Below are 19,111 nucleotides of genomic sequence, written 5' to 3' on the forward strand. Positions count from 1 at the left end.
ATGACGAACCAGCTCCAACCACCCGGGACCGGCGGCGACCTTGAAATCACGCGAGATGCTTTTCTGGGCGGCAAGGTCTACGTGCACCAACCCAAACACGGCCGCCACCGCGCGGGTCTTGATGCGGTTTATTTGGCTGCGGCCCTACCGGAGGGATTGAGCGGTCACATTGTGGATCTCGGCGCAGGTGTCGGGACCGCCGGGTTTTGTGCAGCCGCCCGCTTATCTAAGATCTCGGTTACATCGGTCGAGCTTGATCAGACTGTTCTCGAGCTCGCGCGGGAAGGACTAAAGGATCCTGCAAATGGCTCATTTGCCGATCGTATCAGCCTTCTGGAAGCAGACATCACCGCCAAGGGAAGTGTACGTCACGCCGCCGGGCTTAAATCCGGTATGGCGGATCATGTCATCATGAACCCGCCATACTATGAAGCAAACCGGTTCCGGGCCTCACCCAAGACGGCCCGCGCCGGAGCACACATGCTGGACGAAAGGGGTCTGGAACCCTGGGTGAAAACAGGAACGGACATCGTGAAATTTGGCGGCACACTGACCATCATCTTTCGCGCAGACGGATTGAGTGAGATTCTGAACGTCCTCTCTGGCCGGTTTGGGGCAATTGACGTGATCCCCTTGCTCCCGCGTCCTGATGCTGCTGCGACACGTGTTCTCGTTCGGGCAGTACGAGCGAACAAAGCCCCCCTGAAACTGCTGCCAGGCTTCGTTATTCACGATGGGCCCGACAACGCATTTACGCCAGAGGCAAACGCGGTGATGCGGGATGGTCAGGGGCTTGGCATACCGCTCCGCCGCTGACCTTTTGTCATGTATGATCAATCCCGCAGATCAAACGCAGGAATCGGCACCTAAAGTATCCGTTTTGATCAAGCCGGAGACTCTAGAACTGGCCAATCAAAGACTGATGCGCTGCAACGCCTGCCTGAACACCGGCAGCAGAGGCAATCGTCGCATTGGTCCAGCCGGTCGCAGCATCCCCAGCCGCATAGACACCTGGCACACTGGTTGCCTGCCAATCATCGACTGTAATGAAGTCGCCCAACGGCCCTGGTGTAGTCTCGCAGCCAAGCTGCTTCGCGATGGGAGAGGACATCTCCGTCTGCGGGGCGACAAACAAGGCATCCAGAGCGACCCTGCGGCCGTCTTTCAAAACAACATGGCTGATGCTGCGCCCTTCCCCTTCGATCCCGGCAAGTGGAACGGATTCCACCGGCACGTCCATTTTCTCCAGTTCACTCTTGGCGTCCGCGTCAAACGAAAAACTATCCCGCAGGAACACCGTGACCTTTCCCCAGTCCCGGACCACATGTGCCTGATGCGCGGCAATGTTGCTCGTTGCAAAGACACCCAGGCGATTGCCCGCAATTTCATAGCCATGGCAATAGGGGCAATGCAGCACTCCCTCACCCCACTTTTCCTTCAATCCCGGCAAGTCCGGAAGCTGATCAGATACACCAACGGCGATGATGAGCCGCTTTGCTTTGATGACGGTTCCGGACTTAGTGGTTAGTTCGAATGCATCTTTTTCGCCCGTCGCGGACGCCACCGTTTCATGCATGAAAGAAGCTGTTGGATAGGCAAATAGTTGTTCCCGCGCAACGGTCAGGATTTCTTCCGGCGTTTTCCCGTCTTGCCCCAGGAACCCGTGAGAGTGGCTGGCAAAGCGGTTTCGCGGTTTTCCGCTGTCGATTACCAGCACACTCCGCCGCGCTCTGGCGATCTGCATCGCCGCCGATAGCCCCGCAAAACTGCCGCCAATCACCACGACGTCAAAAGGTGAACCCTCAACCATTGTCTCTATCCCATTCTCCAAAAACCAGCGCAGGCGCCAGATCAACTCACGATACTTTTATTGTTTCGTGATATGGCACTTTTGAGGATCACGCAACTTTTCTTGTTACTTTAATTGGTCTGCCTTAGAATGGATGGACATCAATAGGATAAATCATGCGCCGCGACAGCCGCCTTTCCCGAAGTCTACATCTGCTCATCCACATGGATCGTTTTCCGGATCCGGTTACATCAGATCATCTCGCGAAGATGGTCGCGACCAATCCGGTTGTCATCCGCCGTATGATGCAGGGATTAAAAAAGGCCGGTCTTGTCAGTTCCGGAAAGGGACACGGAGGGGGCTGGGTTCTCGCCAAGCCACTAGCAGATATCACGCTTCTTGATGTTCACGAGGCCCTTGGCGCTTCCGTGATTTTCAACATTGGTCTTGCCGACGACAATCCACGATGTCTTGTGGAGCAGGCAGTGCGGGAGAGGTTGACGACGGCGCTGGAGGATGCAGAACGCGGTCTTCTCAAAGAGTTTGCGAAGGTGCGCTTGTCCGATATCTCATGCGATTTCGAAGACCGGCGGGCCAGGCTCAGTGATGATGAACCACAGCCCCCTATTTGCACACCGGAACGGACCTGACGCAAGAACAGCGTGTTGAGGCTCCACATCTAGTGAATCAAGAACTCGCCATCGGCGTATCGAAATTCCGCAGGTTCGATCAGATTCTGATGCGCAATTCGCACTGCATGGATCCGGCCTTCGATTTCACGTTCCCAGAACTTTAAGAACCGGGTGAGCTCGGGGAATTTCGGCGCCAGATCTTCTGTTTGCCACAAAAAGGACTGCAACAACCTTGGATGATCCGGCATCCGGTAGAGTATTTCTGCAGTCAACAAACCATACCCGAGCAACCGTTTTTCAAAGTCTGAACCAACTGTCATGCCACGTATTCCCTTTTCTAAAGAAAAGTGTCGCAGCAAACAGGTTAACCAATTCTATGAGCGGGTGACAATTGAACGAAATCTTGAATTCTGGCAGCAGGCAAAAACGAGTGCTAACAATTCAAAATATTTCTCTTCTCCAAAACGTCATTTTGCTTGGATGGAGGTCAGATAGCCCAAAAAAGCATCAATGTCACCTGGTTCGAAGGCAATTTCCGGCATGTTTTCGTGCGCGGTGACGATGCCTTCAGCGAGGCTTTCTTCAAGACTTTCCAGTGGATAAAGGCTGGAGAGGTCCCTGAATGCCGGCGCGCCTTCCTGGGCGCTTTTATCATCAACGGCCACAGCATGGCAGGCGGCACAATGGATTTCGGCTATTTCGCGGCCGCTCGCAAGGCTGGCCGGATCCGTCGGATAGGTGCCATTGGCTGCAAGAGCCGGTCCGCTCAAGACACAAGCAAACAAGCCTGTCCAAAAAAGCGCAGTGGTTCGCAAAACGAGTCTCCCTTCCCTCACTTGCGAGTCTTATACGCCGCAGGCCAGGCTTGCGCCATACGCAGCTTTACTCTGCTGCGGCCGTCACTCCTGGTCCCGCAAAGGCAAAGCCCTCATCCTCCCAACCAGTTAGACCGCCAATCATGATTTTCACGGGACGTCCGAGTTCAGCGAGCTTCACCGCCGCCCGATCTGCTCCGTTGCAGTGTGGCCCAGCGCAATACGTCACAAAAACCGTGTCCTCCGGCCAGTCTGCCATGCGCTCTTCCGTGATGTCCCGATGCGGCAAATGCAGCGCCCCCGGAATATGCTTTTTCGCAAAGGTCTCAGCAGACCCAACAACGTGAAGAAGCACAAAATCCACGCGGCCGGAGGCAAACGCGTCCGCAACATCCGCGCAGTCTGTTTCGAAGCTGAGGCGTCCGGAAAAGTGCCGGACAGTATCTTTGGAAGAAGCTGGCGGGATATCAGTTACAAAACTCATGGCGGGTCTCCTGTCTGGGTTGATTGACCGGACCATAGGCGAAGATTTTTGGGCTGGCGTTTGGCACGAAAGACAATTATCGTAAAAATCATGCCAAATACGGATCTTGCCTTTCAGTCTCCAACCAGTGCGCCCAACAAGCGCGTAGTCGCCCTTGCTTATGACGGCTTATGCCTGTTCGAATTTGGCATTTGCTGCGAGGTCTTCGGCCTCAAGCGGCCGGAAATGGGAGAGGATTGGTACAGTTTTGAAGTGGCGAGCCTTGATCCCGGACAGCCTCTGAGGGCGTCCAACGGTGTCCGGGTGGAAGTGGATGGCGGTCTGGAGCTCTTGAAAGAGGCAGGAACAATTCTCATTCCCGGTTGGTCCGGCATCAATGATCCCGTCCCCGAGGTTCTGAGAGACGCCCTCCGCATGGCGCATGCCAACGGCGCACGTTTGCTGTCGATTTGCTCGGGCGTCTTTGTGCTCGCGGCAACCGGACTTCTTAAAGACAAGCGTGTTACGACACATTGGCGCTATGCCGAGGCCTTGTCAACGCGGTATCCGGATCTCGTGATCGTCCCCAATGTCCTTTACACCGACAACGGCCAGATCCTGACATCGGCCGGAAGTGCAGCAGGCATTGACCTTTGCCTACATCTCATCCGCCGTGACTTTGGCCCATCAGCTGCCAACAGCGTCGCGCGGCGGCTTGTCGTTCCGCCCCACCGGGAAGGCGGACAGGCTCAATTCGTCGATACCAGTGTTCAACTGCCCACAGAGGCAAACCGCTTCGGCCCGTTGTTCGACTACCTGCGCGCACATCTATCAGGAAATCATACGATCAAGAGCCTCGCCGCAAGGTCAGGCATGAGCGAGCGGACCTTTCTGCGCCGGTTTGAAAGTGCAACCGGAACGACCCCTGCCCGCTGGGTTACGGGTTTGCGGCTTCAAAAGGCCAAGGATTTGCTCGAAGAAAGCGGTCTCTCAATCGACCAGATCGCAGATCAGACCGGGTTTGGGACGGCTGCTACAATGCGCCATCACTTCCGGGAAATGCTCGGAACTTCCCCGACCCGCCACAGACGCCTGTTCCAAAGTACCAGCAAACAGACCTAGGCTCCGCCCTCTGTTCGTTTATATATAGTCCAAAATCAATCATTCCCGGGAGCCGTTCATGCCGCAACCTGCTATTCCAGCGACGATCGACGAAACGCTCCAGCTGATGGACGAAGCCGGCTATGTCGCCGACCGGTCCCTTGCCACTGTCCTGCATCTTGCGCTGAAGATGAAACGTCCCTTGTTTCTGGAAGGGGAAGCCGGTGTCGGCAAGACCGAGATTGCAAAGGTGTTGTCGTCAACGCTGGGCCGCGACCTCATTCGCCTGCAGTGTTACGAAGGGCTCGACATCGCGTCAGCCGTATATGAATGGAACTACCCGGCACAGATGGTTGAAATCCGGGTTGCGGAAGCCTCCGGCGATACCGAACACTCCGAGCTTTCGAAGTCGATCTTCGATGAGAAATTCCTGATCAAGCGCCCAGTCCTTCAGGCGCTTGAGCCGTCTCTGAACGGCGCACCGGTGTTCCTCATTGACGAACTGGACAGGGCGGACGAAGCCTTTGAAGCCTTCCTCTTGGAAGTACTCGCCGACAATCAGGTTTCCATTCCGGAGCTCGGCACCGTCAAGGCCGAGGAACCGCCGATCGTCATCATCACGACCAACCGGACCCGGGAAATCCACGACGCACTAAAGCGCCGTTGTCTCTATCATTGGGTCGACTATCCCGACGCCGAGCGCGAGCTGGAAATCATCCGCCGAAAGGTGCCCGGCGCATCCGAACGCCTTGCCGGTGAAGTCGTTGCCTTTGTCCAAAAACTTCGCTCTGAGGAAGATCTTTTCAAGCAGCCAGGCGTCGCAGAAACGCTGGATTGGGCCACAGCTCTGTCGGAACTCAACGAAATCGCGCTGGATCCGGACATGGCCTCCGATACGCTTGGCGTTCTTCTGAAGTACCAGGATGACATCGAGCGGGTTCGCGGCTCAAAGGTCCGGCAGATGATCGACGACATTCGCAAGGACGAACCGCGGCCGCAGTCCATGCCGGCCTTTTAGAACAGGCCAAACGCGCCCATGCCCGCTGTCCGCTCCCGCATCACAGACAACATCGTCTATTTTGCCCGCACGCTGCGCAAGGCCGGCGTACCGGTTGGGCCGGCCTCTGTGGTCGATGCGGTTCAGGCCGTCGAAGTGTCCGGGATCAGCAACCGCGATGATCTCTACTGGACCCTGCATGCGGTCTTCGTGCGCAAGCGGGAACATCGCATCCTGTTTGACGAAGCGTTCCGGGTCTATTGGCAAAGCCGGGGCTTGATCGAAAAGATGCTGGCGATCCTGTCACCTGTTGCCCCGCCGAGAGGCGCCCCCGAAAAGCCCAAGGCGGGGCAGACACGAGTTGCCCAGGCGTTTCAGGCCAACAAGGAACGGGTTGCGGAAGAAACCCGGCCGGAAATCGAGGTCGATGCCAAATTCACGGTGTCAGGAAAGGAGCTCCTTCAGAGCAAAGACTTTGCCCAGATGACTGCCGAGGAGATCAATGACGCCAAGATGGCGCTTGCCTCGATGGCGCTCACGATGGACAAGATCCGGCTCCGCAGGCTGGTCCCCGCACACTCGGGAAAGGTGGATCCGCGCCGCACCTTGCGGGCGTCCATGCGATCCGGCGGGAATATGATTGACCTGAAGTTCCGCCAGCCGGCTGAAAGGCGCCCGCCTCTGGTCGCGATCTGCGATATTTCCGGTTCCATGAGCCAGTATTCACGCCTGCTTTTGCATTTCCTCCATGCGGTCACCGCCGAACGCCGGGACGTGCACACTTTCCTTTTCGGAACACGGCTGAGCAATGTGACGCGTCAATTGCGGATGAAGGACCCGGACGAAGCGCTCGAAGCGTGTTCTGAAGGGGTGCAGGACTGGTCCGGCGGCACGCGCATTGCTTCGGCTCTGCATGACTTCAATCGGCATTGGTCGCGCCGGGTCCTGTCCGGCAAACCGACGGTGTTGTTGATCACCGATGGTCTTGAGCGCGATTCCGACGAAGACCTGGCCCGCGAGATGGACCGCCTGCACCGGTCCTGCCGCCGCCTGATCTGGCTCAATCCGCTCCTGCGATTCGAAGGCTTTGAAGCCAAGGCCAAGGGTATCCGGGCTATGCTTCCGCATGTCGACGAATTCCGAGCGGTGCACAGCCTTGAGGCCGTCTCGGACCTTGTCAGCGCACTGACGGGCAAACAGTCAGACAGCAAATCCTCAAATCCCAAGTCGTGGCTGAAGCGCCAGAACTAAAAAAACCGCTGGTTCCGGTTGGGGCACACGACACCAGCGGCATTTCGAGGAGGATCGTGCCGATCCGCACATCATTATATTTTCACAGTTTCGAAAATATATGCGACACGCTGTCCCAAGGTTAGAGCGTTTCACGTCCATATTGAAACGCTCTTGACTGATCAGAAAAACAACTTCCAAACCAATGGAAGCAGGATCGCTGTGGCGAGGGCATTAAGCCCCATGGCGAGACCGGAAAATGCACCCGCCAATTCGCTGACTTGCAAGGCACGGGCTGTCCCAATGCCGTGTGACGCAGTACCGATGGCCAACCCGCGAGCGGCCATGTCCTTTACGCCCATGAGGTTTAACAAGAGCGGCCCAAGGGCAGCTCCTGTGATCCCGGTCAGGATTACCAGAACAGCCGTCAACGACGGCAACCCGCCCAGCTGTTCACTGATCCCCATCGCAACCGGTGCAGTCACCGACTTTGGCGCAAGGGACACAAGTGTTTCCTTGCTTGCCCCAAACAGAACGGCAATGCCGACGGCACTGATTGCCGCTGTGAGAGAGCCGGCCAACAAACTGGCGAGAATCGCAAGCGATGAGCGGCGGACCCGTTCAAGCTGCCGATAAAGTGGCAAGGCCAACGCCACCGTTGCCGGCCCCAACATGAAATGAACGAACTGGGCGCCTTCGAAATAGACCGAATATTGGGTATCGGTGACGAGCAGCAGGCTAACCAACAACACAACGGCGATCAGCACCGGATTAAGAAGCGGATTAAAACCCGCTCGCCGATAGATCCAGAAACCGACCTGATAGGCGACAAGGGTCAGCGTCAGCGCCAGGAGCGGACTAGCAGAGAGATAAACCCAGATTTCCCGAAGTTCACCCTCCATTATTCGGCCTCGCTGTCAGCAGCATCGGCAGACCGGGACAAGAGGCGCATCACCACCGCTGTGACAGCAATTGTTGCAAGCGTGCTGCCGATCAGCGCGAGGGTTATGGCAAGCCCTTCTTCACCGATCAGCGCAATATGCAGCATGACGCCAACGCCGGCAGGAACGAACAACAGGGAGAGGTTGGTCAAAAACGCATCGCCAACCGTTGCAAGTTCATCCGGAATACCGCCTTTGATCAGCAAGCCTGCCAGCAACAGAACCATACCGATCACCGGACCTGGGATCGGCAGTCCGCTCGCAACCGTGATCAACTCACCGATGAGCTGACACGCCAGAATGACAGTCAGATAAAAAAGCATATGCGCCCCCAATGCCTTGCACTAAGGCACTACAGTGGCTTGGCGCCGGGGGCCTGACAAGGGCACTTTCCCAAGTGGATAACTTGCCCCCGAGAACGAAGTGCCGATTACGGCAACGCGATTACCGGTGTGCGGACCTGCACACGGCGGAACAGATCCTGGATATCGTGATTGGCCATCCGGATGCAGCCATAGGAGACCGCACGCCCGATAGAGCCAGGACGGTTGGTGCCATGAATTGCGTAGTTGCCGTTAGACAGCGTCATGGCAGCGACACCCATTGGATTGTTCGGAGCCCCCCCGCGGATCACGGCAGGAAGATGCGGGAAGTCCCGGCGCACTTCCGGCGACGGTGACCAGTCCGGCTTGATGTATTTCGCCGTGATCTGCGCCTGTCCCGTCCAGGATTTCTGACGCTTTCCGACGGCCACCTTGTAACGGATCGCCTGACGTCCATTGAGCACGAAATAGAGCCGGCGCTCAGAGTTTTTGATCACGATTGTACCCGGCCGAAATTGATGGCCGGAAAAACCAACTACTTCTGCAGCTTGCGCTTTTTCAGCCGCCAAACCGACTGCCACGAGCAAAACAGAGGCAAACAGCAAAGAAATGATACGCATCACACACCCAATCCTTAACGCTTGTTAAGAGTTTATGCATGAGCGCGGATGCGGCAAGTGGCACTTCAGAATAGTTCAAACCATGGTGAACAGCGTTGTTCGTAAAGGAAACATGCCAATCTGCTGTCCCATATCCACCGTAATGGTTTTGGTCACGGGAGGAGGCATTGATGAGAGGAACCACTGCGCGGCACATGTGGTGCTCACAGTCTTGCTGGGAACGTTTTTATGCGCCGGTCCACCTCAGTTTTCTGGTTGGGCTTTCCCTTCTTGTGATGATCACCGGTGACAGCCGGGCAGATATCTTGTCGGGCCGTTACATCCTGCCACCTCAAGCCGTGGATACTCAGTTCTCCGTCAGGGTGTTGGGCGGCCAACCGGTCAAAGGTCGGTTTGGTACAGTCAACGGCGAGATGGTTTTAAACGCGCAACGGCCAGAAACCAGCCGTGTTCGCGTCACCGTCGACCTCCGAAGTGTTGAGACCAACAATGACCGGGTCACTGGTTTCCTCAAAAGCTCTGCAATGTTTAATGTGTCGGAGTTTCCAACAGCAGAGTTCGAGAGCTATTCGGTGCGTTTGACCGGCGAGACAACTGCACAGGTTGAAGGGTTTCTCACTCTGCGAGGAACCCGACAACGTACCTCTCTGCAGGTCGAACTCCAACCAGCTGGGAGAGGTCAGAACATCGCAATTGAGGCCAATGGCGGTTTTTTCCGGAGCCTTTACGGCATGGACGCCGGGTTGCCGATCTATGCCGACAAAGTGCGCTTGCAGATCAAGGGCACGGGGAAAAGAAGCTAGCGCTCAAACGGTTTGCCAGACTTCCATTCATAGATGACAAACTGAAGAATGCTGCTGTCGCCTTTTTCATCAAAGCTGATGTCACCCAGGATTGTCGGGAAAGCCTGTTCGTCCATTGCTTTTGTCACCGCTACAAAGTCCGGTGCGCCGGCCGCTTCCACCGCTTCGGCCCAAGCTTCGACCGCGGCATAAGCGGCAAGCGCATAGCGCTCAGCAATTTCTTCGCGGCTTTCCAATGCCTCGATGACCTCGGCGACCGTTTGCAGGCTGCGAGGATCTAGCGGGTAGGAGAACGTTGTGCCCTCACCTGCCTCGCCCGTGACATCCCAGAAGGCTTGCGTCATCAGGGTATCGCCTCCGACCAGAACAGCATCGACCCCAAGCCGCTGCATCTCCAATTTGATCAAGCCTGCTTCCGGATGATAGCCGCCGATGAAAACAACGTCAGCGCCTTCCAAAGCCAAACGAGAGACGAGAATGCGATAATCATTCAGCCCCGCGTCGAACCCCTCATAGAGCGTTTCGGTGACGCCGTTTTGGTTGAGAACAATCCGAACAGCATCGGTCAGCCCCTTGCCATAGGCAGTCTTGTCGTGAAGCAGAGCAATGTCTTGCCCAGCAAAAGCATCTGCCAGGTATTGGCCAAGAACACGTGCCTGTTCATCATCTCGTGGCGCCAATCGGTAGATGCCGGATCCAGGCCGTTCGTCAGTGAACTTCGGCAGCGTTGTGGCCGGAGAGATCTGCACAATCCCGGCGTCCGAATAGATCTCACTTGCCGGTATGGACGCGCTGAAACAAACGTGCCCCACCACCATCGACACTTCGCGGCCGATCAACTGGTTGGCGACCGCTTTGGCCTGGGTTTCGTCACAGCCATCATCGACGATGTCCAGCACCAAGGGTTCGCCCAGGACACCGCCTGACATATTAATATCGACGACCGCTTGTTCGGCCCCTGCCCTGATTTGCTGACCCAAGTCCTCAAACTGACCCTTCATGGGGCCGGCCACCGCAATATGGATCTCGGCAGCAGCGCTTAATGGCCAGCTTAAGAGGGTTGCTGCCATCATGCCCGCAAAGCCACGGATAATCTTCATTCTGTTCTCCAGATCCATCCCTCGAGTGGCGCCGTAGGAACCATGGTCCTATGAAATCAATCGAAAGTTCCGAAAATTGCAAGGCTCGATTGGGTTTGATAGGCACACGCAACGACATATAACAAGATCACGACCGGATGCCACGTCCGGACCATGGAGCATTGACCGCATGGCGCCTTCAACCGGGATAGATCCCGCCGCCCAAAGCCTGACACTCGACAGCCAGACGTTTCGCGAAGCGATGAGCCGCATCGCCGCCGCTGTTCATATCGTCACCACCGATGGTGACGCCGGCCGGGCAGGCGGAACAGTGTCAGCCGCCTGCTCGGTCAGCGATGACCCCGCCAGCATCCTGATTTGCCTCAATCGGCAATCCCGCCTTCACGCAGCCGTTCTGAAAAACCGCTGCTTCTGCCTCAACACGCTCTCAGACGATCATCAGGAAATGTCTGATGTATTTGCCGGCCGCGAAAGCGCGGATATGAGCGGACGATTTGCACATGGCTCCTGGACAAACCTTGCGACCGGCTGCCCTGCCCTAGACACGGCACGGCTGAGCATTGATTGCGAAATTTTTTCTGTTTCCGAAGTCGGCACCCACTCGATTATCGTTGGCACCGTCACGGATTTGCGGATGACGGACCCTGGAAAGTCTTTGATCTATGTGCGCAGGGGTTACAAAAGCCTCGACACCTGAGCCCGGTCGGCGCAAACTCAAAGTCCTGCCTTTATTGAGTTTTCGCTGAAAGATATTTGATGACCGGTCCCAGAAACCTGATCACCGATGTGCCCGGCCTGAAGGTCGGCAATGCGTCCGACCCGGATCTGAAATCCGGCGCAACCGTACTTGTGCCGGATGAGCCAGCGGTCGCTTCCGTGGCGATCCAGGGCGGCGCACCGGGAACCCGCGAAATTGCGCTTCTGGAGCCCGAGCAAACCGTCGAAAAAATCGATGCGATTGTCCTTGCCGGGGGATCGGCTTTTGGTCTTGATGCCGGTGCGGGTGTGCAAGGGCGTCTTGCAGAACTGGGCTATGGCTATCAAGTGGGCCCTGTCCGCGTGCCGATCGTGCCGACCGCGATCCTCTTTGACCTCCTGAACGGCGGCAACAAGAGCTGGGGCCAAATGGCGCCCTACCGTGATCTCGGCCGCGCGGCGCTCGATTCCATCGGCCATGATTTTGTCCTTGGGTCCAACGGCGCCGGTATGGGTGCCACAACCGCAAACCTCAAAGGCGGCCTGGGATCAGCCTCTGTGGTCCTGGAAAATGGTGTCACTATTGGCGCGATTGTTGCCGTCAATGCGCTTGGCCGCGCAACCATGGGCGAAACCCCGCATTTCTGGGCAGCGCCCTTCGAGGTCGGAGACGAATTTGGTGGACGCGGCATAACGCCATCACTGCCTACCGACTGCACCACGGTTCGCACGAAGCTGGACGCGCTTGAAGCCGGGGCCAACACCACCATCGCAGCCGTCGCCACCGATGCGATTTTGACAAAGGGCGAAGCCAAACGCCTTGCCGTGATGGCACACGACGGCTTGGCCCGTGCCCTTTGGCCGGCTCACACACCGCTCGACGGCGACCTCGTGTTCGCTTTGTCGACGGGGCAGCGCAAGCTGGAAAACGGCCTGGAGGATATGGTGCAAATGGGCGCTGCCGCCGCATCGTGCCTCGCAAGGGCAATTGCACGTGGGATCTATCATGCGACACCTGCGGATGGCGACACGCTGCCGACATGGCAGGAGCGCTTCGGAGGTTAAGACAACCGCCCGGTTTTGAAAATCTGAGATGGCCGTTCACACGTAGGCAAAGCATGTGAAACACTTCATAGGCTTTGCAGTATGTCCCTGTCTTTTTCCAAACTGACAACCAAGACGACTTTCCTGATTGCGCTCACGGTTCTTGTGTTTGCCGGTTTTGCAGCGCCACCAGCGCAAGCAGCAAAACCGCTGGTGCTTGAGGAGTTTTTCCGCGGCAAGACCGTTGGCAAAGGCGTGTTTGAAAGCAAGTTTGCGGGCGTCTACCGGCCGTTCACGGTGTATCTGACCGGCACCTGGAACCCGAAGACCCGAATGTTCCGCTTGCGCGAAGACTTCGTCTATGACGATGGCGAGCGGGACACCAAGACCTGGTTTTTTGAAAAGGTTGGCGACGGCCGGTATGTTGGCCAAAGATCTGATGTAATCGCGCCAACCCTGATTGAGGCGGGTGCAGATGGAGCCTTGCGATTTTCCTACATCGCCGATGTTCCGCTGGAAAACGGTTCAATCCTGCTGCGCTTTACCGATACCCTTACCCAGACCGATCGGCGGACGGTTCGCAACATTGCCGATGTCACGAAAGGTGGTTTCAAGGTCGGAACAGTCGATCTGACATTCAAACGGTGAGGCCGGATTATCGCCCACCTCTGTCTTGAAAGCTCCACGCAAGTTTGATTGAGTTCCCTTACGGTACATCTGGGGGAGCGCCATGATAAACTGTTTCAGCTTGCGGCATTTGGGGTCGCTGATCGCATTAGCGACCCTGGCACTTTTTCTCGTGCCAGCATCGCCCAACGCGATGGAGACCCGGCTTTCAGATGAACTCGAGCAAATCCTGCGCGAGCCTTTTACCGGTGATTTTGATGCGATTGCAGAACGCGGTTATCTCCGCGTTCTGGTGCCCTTTTCCAAGACCTTCTATTTCATTGACAACGGCGTTCAACGTGGCACCGCCGTCGATATGACAACCGAACTCGGCAAGTTTCTGGAGAAGAAACACGGTAAGAAGGTTCGGGAAGGTCAAATTGTGATGATGCCAACTCCGCGGGAAACACTCTTCACAGATCTGGCTGCGGGCCGCGGTGATATTGCTCTTGGCAATCTCACAATCACTCCAGAGCGGCAGAAACTCGTCAACTTTTCCTCGCCGTTGTTTACGGGCGTGCGAGAAGTACCACTGACGGCAGCTGGTATCGACGACCTGACCTCACCTGAGGCCCTTTCCGGAAAAGAAATCTACGTCCGATCCTCATCGAGTTATCACGACAGCCTTCTTGCCTTAAACAAGAAGCTGGACGTCGATGGAAAAGCCCCGGTCAAGATCGTTCAAGCAGATGAAAAGCTGGAGGACGAAGACCTGATCGATCTGGTGAAAGCTGGTGGCGTTCCGATGATCATCATTGACGAACACAAGGCAGACTTCTGGATGCAGATCGTCGACGGACTGAAAATCCATCCGGACGCAGCCGTGCGCACAGATGCGCAAGTTGCGTTTGCGGTCCGCCCGAAAGCTCCTGATTTGCTCAAAGAGATGAACGCCTTTGCTAAAACTGTCGAAAAGGGAACGCTCCTTGGAAACATCATCCTGAAACGGTACCTCAAGGAAACGGATTATCTCAAAGATCTGAATGATGAAAAACGCCGGGAGCAATTCGACAAACTGGCCGCAGTCTTTGAAAAATATGGCCGGCAATTCGACATCGATTGGCTTCTGATCGCTGCACAGGCCTATCAGGAAAGCCAGTTCAAACAGACCGCTCGAAGCAACGCCGGTGCTGTCGGTGTCATGCAGATCAAGCCGACGACCGCAGCAGGATCCCCCATCAACATCAAAGGGGTTGAGAAGGACGCTGATACGAATGTGCATGCCGGTGTGAAGTACCTGCGGTATCTGGCCGACCAATACTTCGCAGACCTCGAGCATGATCCGGCAAACCAGACTTTCTTCGCCCTCGCCGCCTACAATGCAGGTCCGAGCCGCTTCAAAAAGCTGCGGGCGGAGGCAGAAAAACAGGGCTATAACCCGAATTTGTGGTTCGGAAATGTCGAGTGGATCGTCGGCAGACGCATCAGCCAAGAACCGGTTCGGTATGTCGGCAACATCTACAAGTATTATGTGGTGTTTGCCCAGGAGCAGAAGCGGTATCAGAACTCTCCTGAGGCCCAGAAAAAGGGCGACTAGACTTGACTGTTCATCAGCAAGAGAAAGACCGGTGCGCACGCAGCGCCGCCGGTCTTGTCGTTTAGCAGACTTTCGAGCAGCCACCGCAATGGCTGCGGACAATGCTTCAGATTGCTGCCCCGAGCTGCGCGGCTCTACGGATCATCTTGGCCCGTGCTTCGTCCGTTGATCCCTGGATTTGGGCGAACCAGGAGTAGTTCTTCATTTTAAGCCCGCAGAAATCTAGGATTTGCATCTTGGTCTGCTTCTTGATGCCCTGACCGTAAACAAGCCTGAAAAACCAGCCCGGTGTATCAGAGGTGACCAATACCTCAGAGGTCCGGCCAGCCATCAGTTTTTCCGGCAAAGCCTTGCCCGAAACGTATCGAAACGTTTTGCCTGGCAAGAAAACCCGGTCAATCAGCCCTTTCAGTTTGGCTGGCATTCCTCCCCACCAAAGCGGATGTGCCAGAACGAAATGGTCACACCATTCCAGGCTGGCCCAGAAATCTTCAAGATCGGCCTCCAGTGGTTTGACTGTCTTGAAGGACGCTGACCCCAGATCCGGATCAAAAGACAAATCTGCCAGATGCACAATGCGCACGTCATGACCGGTCTTCTTGGCCGCATCGGCATAGGTTTGGGCAAGCGCACCGCAAAAGCTGCCCTTCGCCGGATGGCCATCCAGCACGAGTATTTTCTTCGCCATAATTGAAACTCCAAAACCGGTCGGTAAAACGCACCGGCTCGTAAAAATTGACCACGGTCATTAATTGCCGCAAGTATGGTACGAGGTCAAGCAATAAATTGACCACGGTCATTTTTAGAAGATGTCATGGCGATAGAAACCAAACCCCGGAAGCCCCAAGCACGCACCGCCCTCACCCGCGCCCGGATCCTGGAGGCGGCAGCGCACCTATCCAAAAAGAAATCCTTGGAAGAAATGACCGCAGAGGCGATCGCTCGAGAGGCAGGCGTCGCCAAAGGCACCATATTCGCTCATTTCGGCGATATGGATGGCCTTCTCTCCTATCTGCTATTGGGCGAGTTACAGAAACTCCGGGAAGCCGCCGACAAGAACTACCAGCTTTCGGCTCAGGACCTTAAAGATCCGGTTGGGGGATTGGTGAACCGAATGATGGCGCTCATTGCCGTCATCACCGAGAGCCAGACCATGCTGCGCGTATTTCTGGAAAACATCGGCGCAACCAAGGGGCATTGCGCTCCCGAATTTATCGAACAGCTGGATGCGCTTGATGAAAAGTTGCTGCAATTTCTAGGGTTTTGGCAATCGTCCGACGAAATCAGTCCAAAACTCAGAACAGATCGCGCACCGCAAGAGATGCTCGACGGTTTGGTCGCCTTCGTCATTCACGGAGCAATCATTTTCCGGTCGCATCAGCTGACGGATCTAAAAGAATTGCAATCCCGCCTCGAACGGCATGTAGAAGCTTTTCTGGTGAGGCCTTAAAGGGTCTTACTCAGCCTCCGGCATTTCTCCGGGCCATGTCACGACGTGATTTTCGTACTCTTCCAATTCCATTCCATCTTCGGACACGGTGCGGTTTTGGACGGATACCCCCGCTTGGTGCACGGTTTCTGGATCGCCGGACACGAGCGGATGCCACCAGTAGAGATCTGCGCCTTCGCGCACGAGGCGGTATCCGCAAGTCGGCGGAAGCCAAGTCAGCGTGTTCACTTCAGACGGTGTGAGTTGGATGCAATCCGGAACGGTCGCAGCGCGGTTTTCGTAGTCTTTGCATCGGCAAGACGTACCATCCAGAAGGGTGCAGGCAACATCGGTCCAGACAATATCGCCTGTATCCCAGTCTTCCAGTTTGTTGAGGCAACACCGGGCACAACCGTCGCAGAGGGATTCCCATTCAGCGTTGGTCATCTCTTCGAGCGACTTTGTTTTCCAGAACGGAAGCTCACCGTCCTTATTCACCGAATTGCCAGACCCCATTGAGTTGCACTCTCCTGCGCGCCCTTGATTTGATCCGTGCGCCTATCACGCATACGGGCGGCCAGCAACAATGATAGGTCTGAAGCGCCCCGACGATGCCAAATCAAATAAGATTTATCCCATTCCCGAAGCATTTCCGCCGTTGTCTTCAGTTTTCACTGTAGTAAAAACGGGTTACGTTGAAGAAGCTGTTGATGCGCGGAGATTCTGCAAGCTTGGCATCCGATCCAGACACAAATGAAGGCAATGCCCAGCCGCGACCCGGTATCGGACAACGGATCCGGCGATTTCTGCTTTCGATCGACTCCATGGTCGATACAGGTCTCTGGCGGTCCTGGTCGATCATTCGCCGAAGCTGGGAAGCCTATGACGGGTTTTTGCGCAGGTTTCGCGCAAAAGGGATCTGGCGCGGGCTCTCTGAGGTCACATCCGATGGACTGACTTACGGAACAATCGGTTTTGTTGTCGTTCTGGCCTTCGCGCAGCCGGCCATCGAAGCAACCCGCTACGCGGACTGGAAGACGACCGACGACTTTGCCGTCACTTTCCTCGACCGCTTTGGCCAGGAAATCGGCCGGCGCGGTATCGTTTTGAACGACAGCGTCCCTTTGGAAGAAATCCCAGACTCTCTCGTGAAGGCGACACTTGCAACGGAAGACCGCCGCTTCTTCATGCATTTCGGCATCGATTTTGTCGGAACGTTCCGGGCGATGGTGGAAAACGCGCGTGCTGGCGGGGTTGTTCAGGGCGGCTCAACGCTGACCCAGCAGCTTGCCAAAAACCTGTTTCTGTCCAACGAGCGCAGTCTCAGCCGCAAGATCAAGGAGGCTTATCTCGCGCTTTGGCTAGAGGCGAACCTCTCCAAACAAGAAATCCTGAAGCTCTATCTCGATCGCGCCTACATGGGCGGCGGTGTTTTCGGGGTGACCGCAGCGGCTGAGTTCTATTTCAACAAGAACGTTCGCGAGCTCACCCTGGCCGAAAGTGCCATGCTTGCCGGGCTCTACAAGGCCCCGACCAAATACGCACCGCACATCAATTTGCCGGCTGCACGTGCCCGGGCAAACGAAGTCCTGACCAATATGGTGCAGGCCGACCTTCTAACGGAAGGCCAGGTGATCGGCGCGAGGCGCAATCCGGCCCTTGCTGTCGACCGCTCTCAAGAACAGTTGCCAGAATACTTCCTCGACTGGGCGCTGGATGAGGTCAAGAAACTGGCCCGGCGGAAACCGGCCATGGCCCGCGATAGGATCGTCACGGTCCGAACCACATTGGACCCCGCACTCCAGCGCCAGGCTGACCAGGCGGTCGAGTCAGTCCTCAGGGAAAATGCCAAGCTGCGGGATGCCAACTCCGCTGCGTTGGTGGCAATGGTCCCGGATGGCGCCGTCGTTGCGATGGTTGGCGGCCGGTCTTATGGCGAGAGCCAATTCAACAGGGCTGTCAACGCCCTGCGCCAGCCCGGTTCCTCGTTCAAGCCGTTCGTTTACATGACCGCATTCATGAACGGCTTTTCGTCGAGCTCCATTGTTCCTGACCGGCCATTCTGTTTGGGCAACTGGTGCCCGCGCAACTACACCCGCAGCTACCGGGGTGCCGTCACCTTGAAGCTGGCACTGACGAAATCCATCAACACCATTCCGATCCGGCTCGCGCAGAACTTTGGCCGCGAAAAGATCATCGAAACCGCCTACGCAATGGGCCTGACGCACGAATTGGAAAACTCTGTTTCCCTGCCGATTGGCTCATCAGAGGTTACGGTCATCGACATGGCCTCGTCATATTCGGTCTTTGCAAATGGCGGATACAAAGCCAAGGGCTACGCGATCCTGGAAGTCACCAACAGCGACGGCGAAGTCCTCTATCAGCGGGAGGTTGATGAGCCAGAACCCCAGAGAATCTTCCCGGAAGAAAAAGTCCACGAGATGAACGACATCCTGGTCAATGTGGTCGAGGCTGGAACTGGCCGCCGGGCTCGAATTGACGGCGTCGTCGCAGCCGGAAAAACCGGCACCACAAATGCTTATCGTGACGCCTGGTTCGTAGGCTACACGGGGAACTTCACAGGCGCTGTGTGGTTTGGGAACGACGATTTCACATCCACCCGGCGCGTTACCGGCGGCAGTCTCCCTGCTATGGCATGGCAAAGGTTCATGGCATATGCCCACAATGGGATTGAGCTTGTGGCCATGCCCGGCGTTGAAGCCGACACGCTGCCTCGGCTTGCCCAACCGGCCCGTCCGCTGGTCGCCGCAGCCGACGCGGCGGCCGTCCAGCCCAGGGTCCTCAGCCGACGGACACAGCGGCTTCTGCTTGATATCGGATCGGATCTGCGTGAACTCACCCAGTCTCGGGACCAGGCGGCAGTGCCCGACGATGGCGACACCGAATATGCGGCTGCGCAATGAA

22 protein-coding genes are annotated in these 19,111 nt (G+C 56.4%); 12 read left to right on the top strand and 10 right to left on the bottom strand.

Annotated features, from left to right (window positions below):
• The gene (locus ACVDG4_RS11240; RefSeq protein WP_447235143.1) at nucleotides 1–816 is read left to right on the top strand and encodes a tRNA1(Val) (adenine(37)-N6)-methyltransferase; all 816 of its coding nucleotides are present in this window, start codon (nucleotides 1–3) and stop codon (nucleotides 814–816) included.
• An 82-nt stretch (nucleotides 817–898) separates the two neighbouring features.
• On the opposite strand, the gene ACVDG4_RS11245 is transcribed toward ACVDG4_RS11240, so the two are convergent.
• Nucleotides 899–1,810: an NAD(P)/FAD-dependent oxidoreductase gene (locus ACVDG4_RS11245; RefSeq protein WP_447235144.1), complete on the bottom strand. Its 912-nt coding sequence runs from the start codon at nucleotides 1,808–1,810 to the stop codon at nucleotides 899–901.
• Nucleotides 1,811–1,965: 155 nt separating this feature from the next.
• On the opposite strand from ACVDG4_RS11245, the gene ACVDG4_RS11250 reads away from it, so the two are divergent.
• Entirely contained in the window at nucleotides 1,966–2,439 is a 474-nt protein-coding gene (locus tag ACVDG4_RS11250) for an Rrf2 family transcriptional regulator (RefSeq protein WP_447235145.1), read from the top strand.
• A gap of 29 nt (nucleotides 2,440–2,468) precedes the next feature.
• On the opposite strand, the gene ACVDG4_RS11255 is transcribed toward ACVDG4_RS11250, so the two are convergent.
• From ACVDG4_RS11255 to ACVDG4_RS11265, 3 genes are all read right to left on the bottom strand, one after another.
• Nucleotides 2,469–2,741: an usg protein gene (locus tag ACVDG4_RS11255; RefSeq protein ID WP_447235146.1), complete on the bottom strand. Its 273-nt coding sequence runs from the start codon at nucleotides 2,739–2,741 to the stop codon at nucleotides 2,469–2,471.
• 147 nt (nucleotides 2,742–2,888) lie between these two features.
• Entirely contained in the window at nucleotides 2,889–3,236 is a 348-nt protein-coding gene (locus tag ACVDG4_RS11260; protein WP_209173926.1) for a c-type cytochrome, read from the bottom strand.
• A 67-nt stretch (nucleotides 3,237–3,303) separates the two neighbouring features.
• Complete coding sequence (locus ACVDG4_RS11265; protein ID WP_447235147.1) at nucleotides 3,304–3,720, bottom strand: rhodanese-like domain-containing protein; 417 nt, start codon at nucleotides 3,718–3,720, stop codon at nucleotides 3,304–3,306.
• A 90-nt stretch (nucleotides 3,721–3,810) separates the two neighbouring features.
• Between ACVDG4_RS11265 and ftrA the strand changes: the two genes are divergently transcribed.
• Genes ftrA through ACVDG4_RS11280 form a run of 3 tightly spaced genes read left to right on the top strand, consistent with a single transcriptional unit; the run spans nucleotide 3,811 to nucleotide 7,048 of the window.
• Complete coding sequence (gene ftrA, locus ACVDG4_RS11270; RefSeq protein WP_447235148.1) at nucleotides 3,811–4,821, top strand: transcriptional regulator FtrA; 1,011 nt, start codon at nucleotides 3,811–3,813, stop codon at nucleotides 4,819–4,821.
• Between the two features lie 58 nt (nucleotides 4,822–4,879).
• Nucleotides 4,880–5,818 (top strand): AAA family ATPase, encoded by a 939-nt coding sequence (locus ACVDG4_RS11275; protein ID WP_447235149.1) that lies wholly within the window; start codon nucleotides 4,880–4,882, stop codon nucleotides 5,816–5,818.
• 18 nt (nucleotides 5,819–5,836) lie between these two features.
• Nucleotides 5,837–7,048, top strand: a complete 1,212-nt coding sequence (locus tag ACVDG4_RS11280; protein ID WP_447235150.1) for a vWA domain-containing protein — start codon at nucleotides 5,837–5,839, stop codon at nucleotides 7,046–7,048.
• 161 nt (nucleotides 7,049–7,209) lie between these two features.
• Here the strand turns inward: ACVDG4_RS11280 and ACVDG4_RS11285 are convergent, their stop codons facing one another.
• The 3 genes from ACVDG4_RS11285 to ACVDG4_RS11295 form a co-directional block, all read right to left on the bottom strand.
• Nucleotides 7,210–7,929 carry an LrgB family protein gene (locus tag ACVDG4_RS11285; protein ID WP_447235151.1) on the bottom strand — a complete coding sequence of 240 codons (720 nt, stop codon included), beginning with the start codon at nucleotides 7,927–7,929 and terminating at the stop codon, nucleotides 7,210–7,212.
• Complete coding sequence (locus ACVDG4_RS11290) at nucleotides 7,929–8,291, bottom strand: CidA/LrgA family protein (protein WP_447235152.1); 363 nt, start codon at nucleotides 8,289–8,291, stop codon at nucleotides 7,929–7,931. Before ACVDG4_RS11290 ends, ACVDG4_RS11285 begins: the two co-directional genes overlap by 1 nt.
• Nucleotides 8,292–8,398: 107 nt before the next feature.
• The gene (locus ACVDG4_RS11295) at nucleotides 8,399–8,911 is read right to left on the bottom strand and encodes a L,D-transpeptidase (RefSeq protein ID WP_409692288.1); all 513 of its coding nucleotides are present in this window, start codon (nucleotides 8,909–8,911) and stop codon (nucleotides 8,399–8,401) included.
• A gap of 170 nt (nucleotides 8,912–9,081) precedes the next feature.
• Here ACVDG4_RS11295 and ACVDG4_RS11300 point away from each other — a divergent pair, with 170 nt between their 5' ends.
• Nucleotides 9,082–9,714, top strand: coding sequence for a YceI family protein (locus tag ACVDG4_RS11300; protein WP_447235153.1), 633 nt, complete (start codon nucleotides 9,082–9,084; stop codon nucleotides 9,712–9,714).
• On the opposite strand, the gene ACVDG4_RS11305 is transcribed toward ACVDG4_RS11300, so the two are convergent.
• Nucleotides 9,711–10,814 carry a branched-chain amino acid ABC transporter substrate-binding protein gene (locus tag ACVDG4_RS11305; protein WP_447235154.1) on the bottom strand — a complete coding sequence of 368 codons (1,104 nt, stop codon included), beginning with the start codon at nucleotides 10,812–10,814 and terminating at the stop codon, nucleotides 9,711–9,713. The two genes, ACVDG4_RS11300 and ACVDG4_RS11305, sit on opposite strands and share 4 nt — an antisense overlap.
• Nucleotides 10,815–10,983: 169 nt before the next feature.
• Between ACVDG4_RS11305 and ACVDG4_RS11310 the strand changes: the two genes are divergently transcribed.
• From ACVDG4_RS11310 to ACVDG4_RS11325, 4 genes are all read left to right on the top strand, one after another.
• Complete coding sequence (locus tag ACVDG4_RS11310; protein ID WP_133946751.1) at nucleotides 10,984–11,511, top strand: flavin reductase; 528 nt, start codon at nucleotides 10,984–10,986, stop codon at nucleotides 11,509–11,511.
• Between the two features lie 59 nt (nucleotides 11,512–11,570).
• Nucleotides 11,571–12,575: a P1 family peptidase gene (locus ACVDG4_RS11315; protein ID WP_447235155.1), complete on the top strand. Its 1,005-nt coding sequence runs from the start codon at nucleotides 11,571–11,573 to the stop codon at nucleotides 12,573–12,575.
• Between the two features lie 81 nt (nucleotides 12,576–12,656).
• Nucleotides 12,657–13,202 carry a DUF3833 family protein gene (locus tag ACVDG4_RS11320; protein ID WP_447235156.1) on the top strand — a complete coding sequence of 182 codons (546 nt, stop codon included), beginning with the start codon at nucleotides 12,657–12,659 and terminating at the stop codon, nucleotides 13,200–13,202.
• A gap of 82 nt (nucleotides 13,203–13,284) precedes the next feature.
• The gene (locus ACVDG4_RS11325; protein ID WP_447235157.1) at nucleotides 13,285–14,757 is read left to right on the top strand and encodes an MltF family protein; all 1,473 of its coding nucleotides are present in this window, start codon (nucleotides 13,285–13,287) and stop codon (nucleotides 14,755–14,757) included.
• A gap of 106 nt (nucleotides 14,758–14,863) precedes the next feature.
• Here the strand turns inward: ACVDG4_RS11325 and ACVDG4_RS11330 are convergent, their stop codons facing one another.
• Nucleotides 14,864–15,445 (bottom strand): NAD(P)H-dependent oxidoreductase, encoded by a 582-nt coding sequence (locus ACVDG4_RS11330; RefSeq protein ID WP_447235158.1) that lies wholly within the window; start codon nucleotides 15,443–15,445, stop codon nucleotides 14,864–14,866.
• A gap of 126 nt (nucleotides 15,446–15,571) precedes the next feature.
• Here ACVDG4_RS11330 and ACVDG4_RS11335 point away from each other — a divergent pair, with 126 nt between their 5' ends.
• Nucleotides 15,572–16,207 (top strand): TetR/AcrR family transcriptional regulator, encoded by a 636-nt coding sequence (locus ACVDG4_RS11335; protein WP_447235159.1) that lies wholly within the window; start codon nucleotides 15,572–15,574, stop codon nucleotides 16,205–16,207.
• A gap of 6 nt (nucleotides 16,208–16,213) precedes the next feature.
• On the opposite strand, the gene ACVDG4_RS11340 is transcribed toward ACVDG4_RS11335, so the two are convergent.
• Nucleotides 16,214–16,702 (bottom strand): YcgN family cysteine cluster protein, encoded by a 489-nt coding sequence (locus ACVDG4_RS11340; protein WP_447235160.1) that lies wholly within the window; start codon nucleotides 16,700–16,702, stop codon nucleotides 16,214–16,216.
• Between the two features lie 308 nt (nucleotides 16,703–17,010).
• On the opposite strand from ACVDG4_RS11340, the gene ACVDG4_RS11345 reads away from it, so the two are divergent.
• On the top strand, nucleotides 17,011–19,110 hold the full coding sequence (locus ACVDG4_RS11345) for a transglycosylase domain-containing protein (protein WP_133947649.1): 2,100 nt from the start codon (nucleotides 17,011–17,013) through the stop codon (nucleotides 19,108–19,110).
• Nucleotide 19,111: the final 1 nt, after the last annotated feature.

It is taken from the genome of Roseibium sp. MB-4 (genome assembly GCF_053005265.1).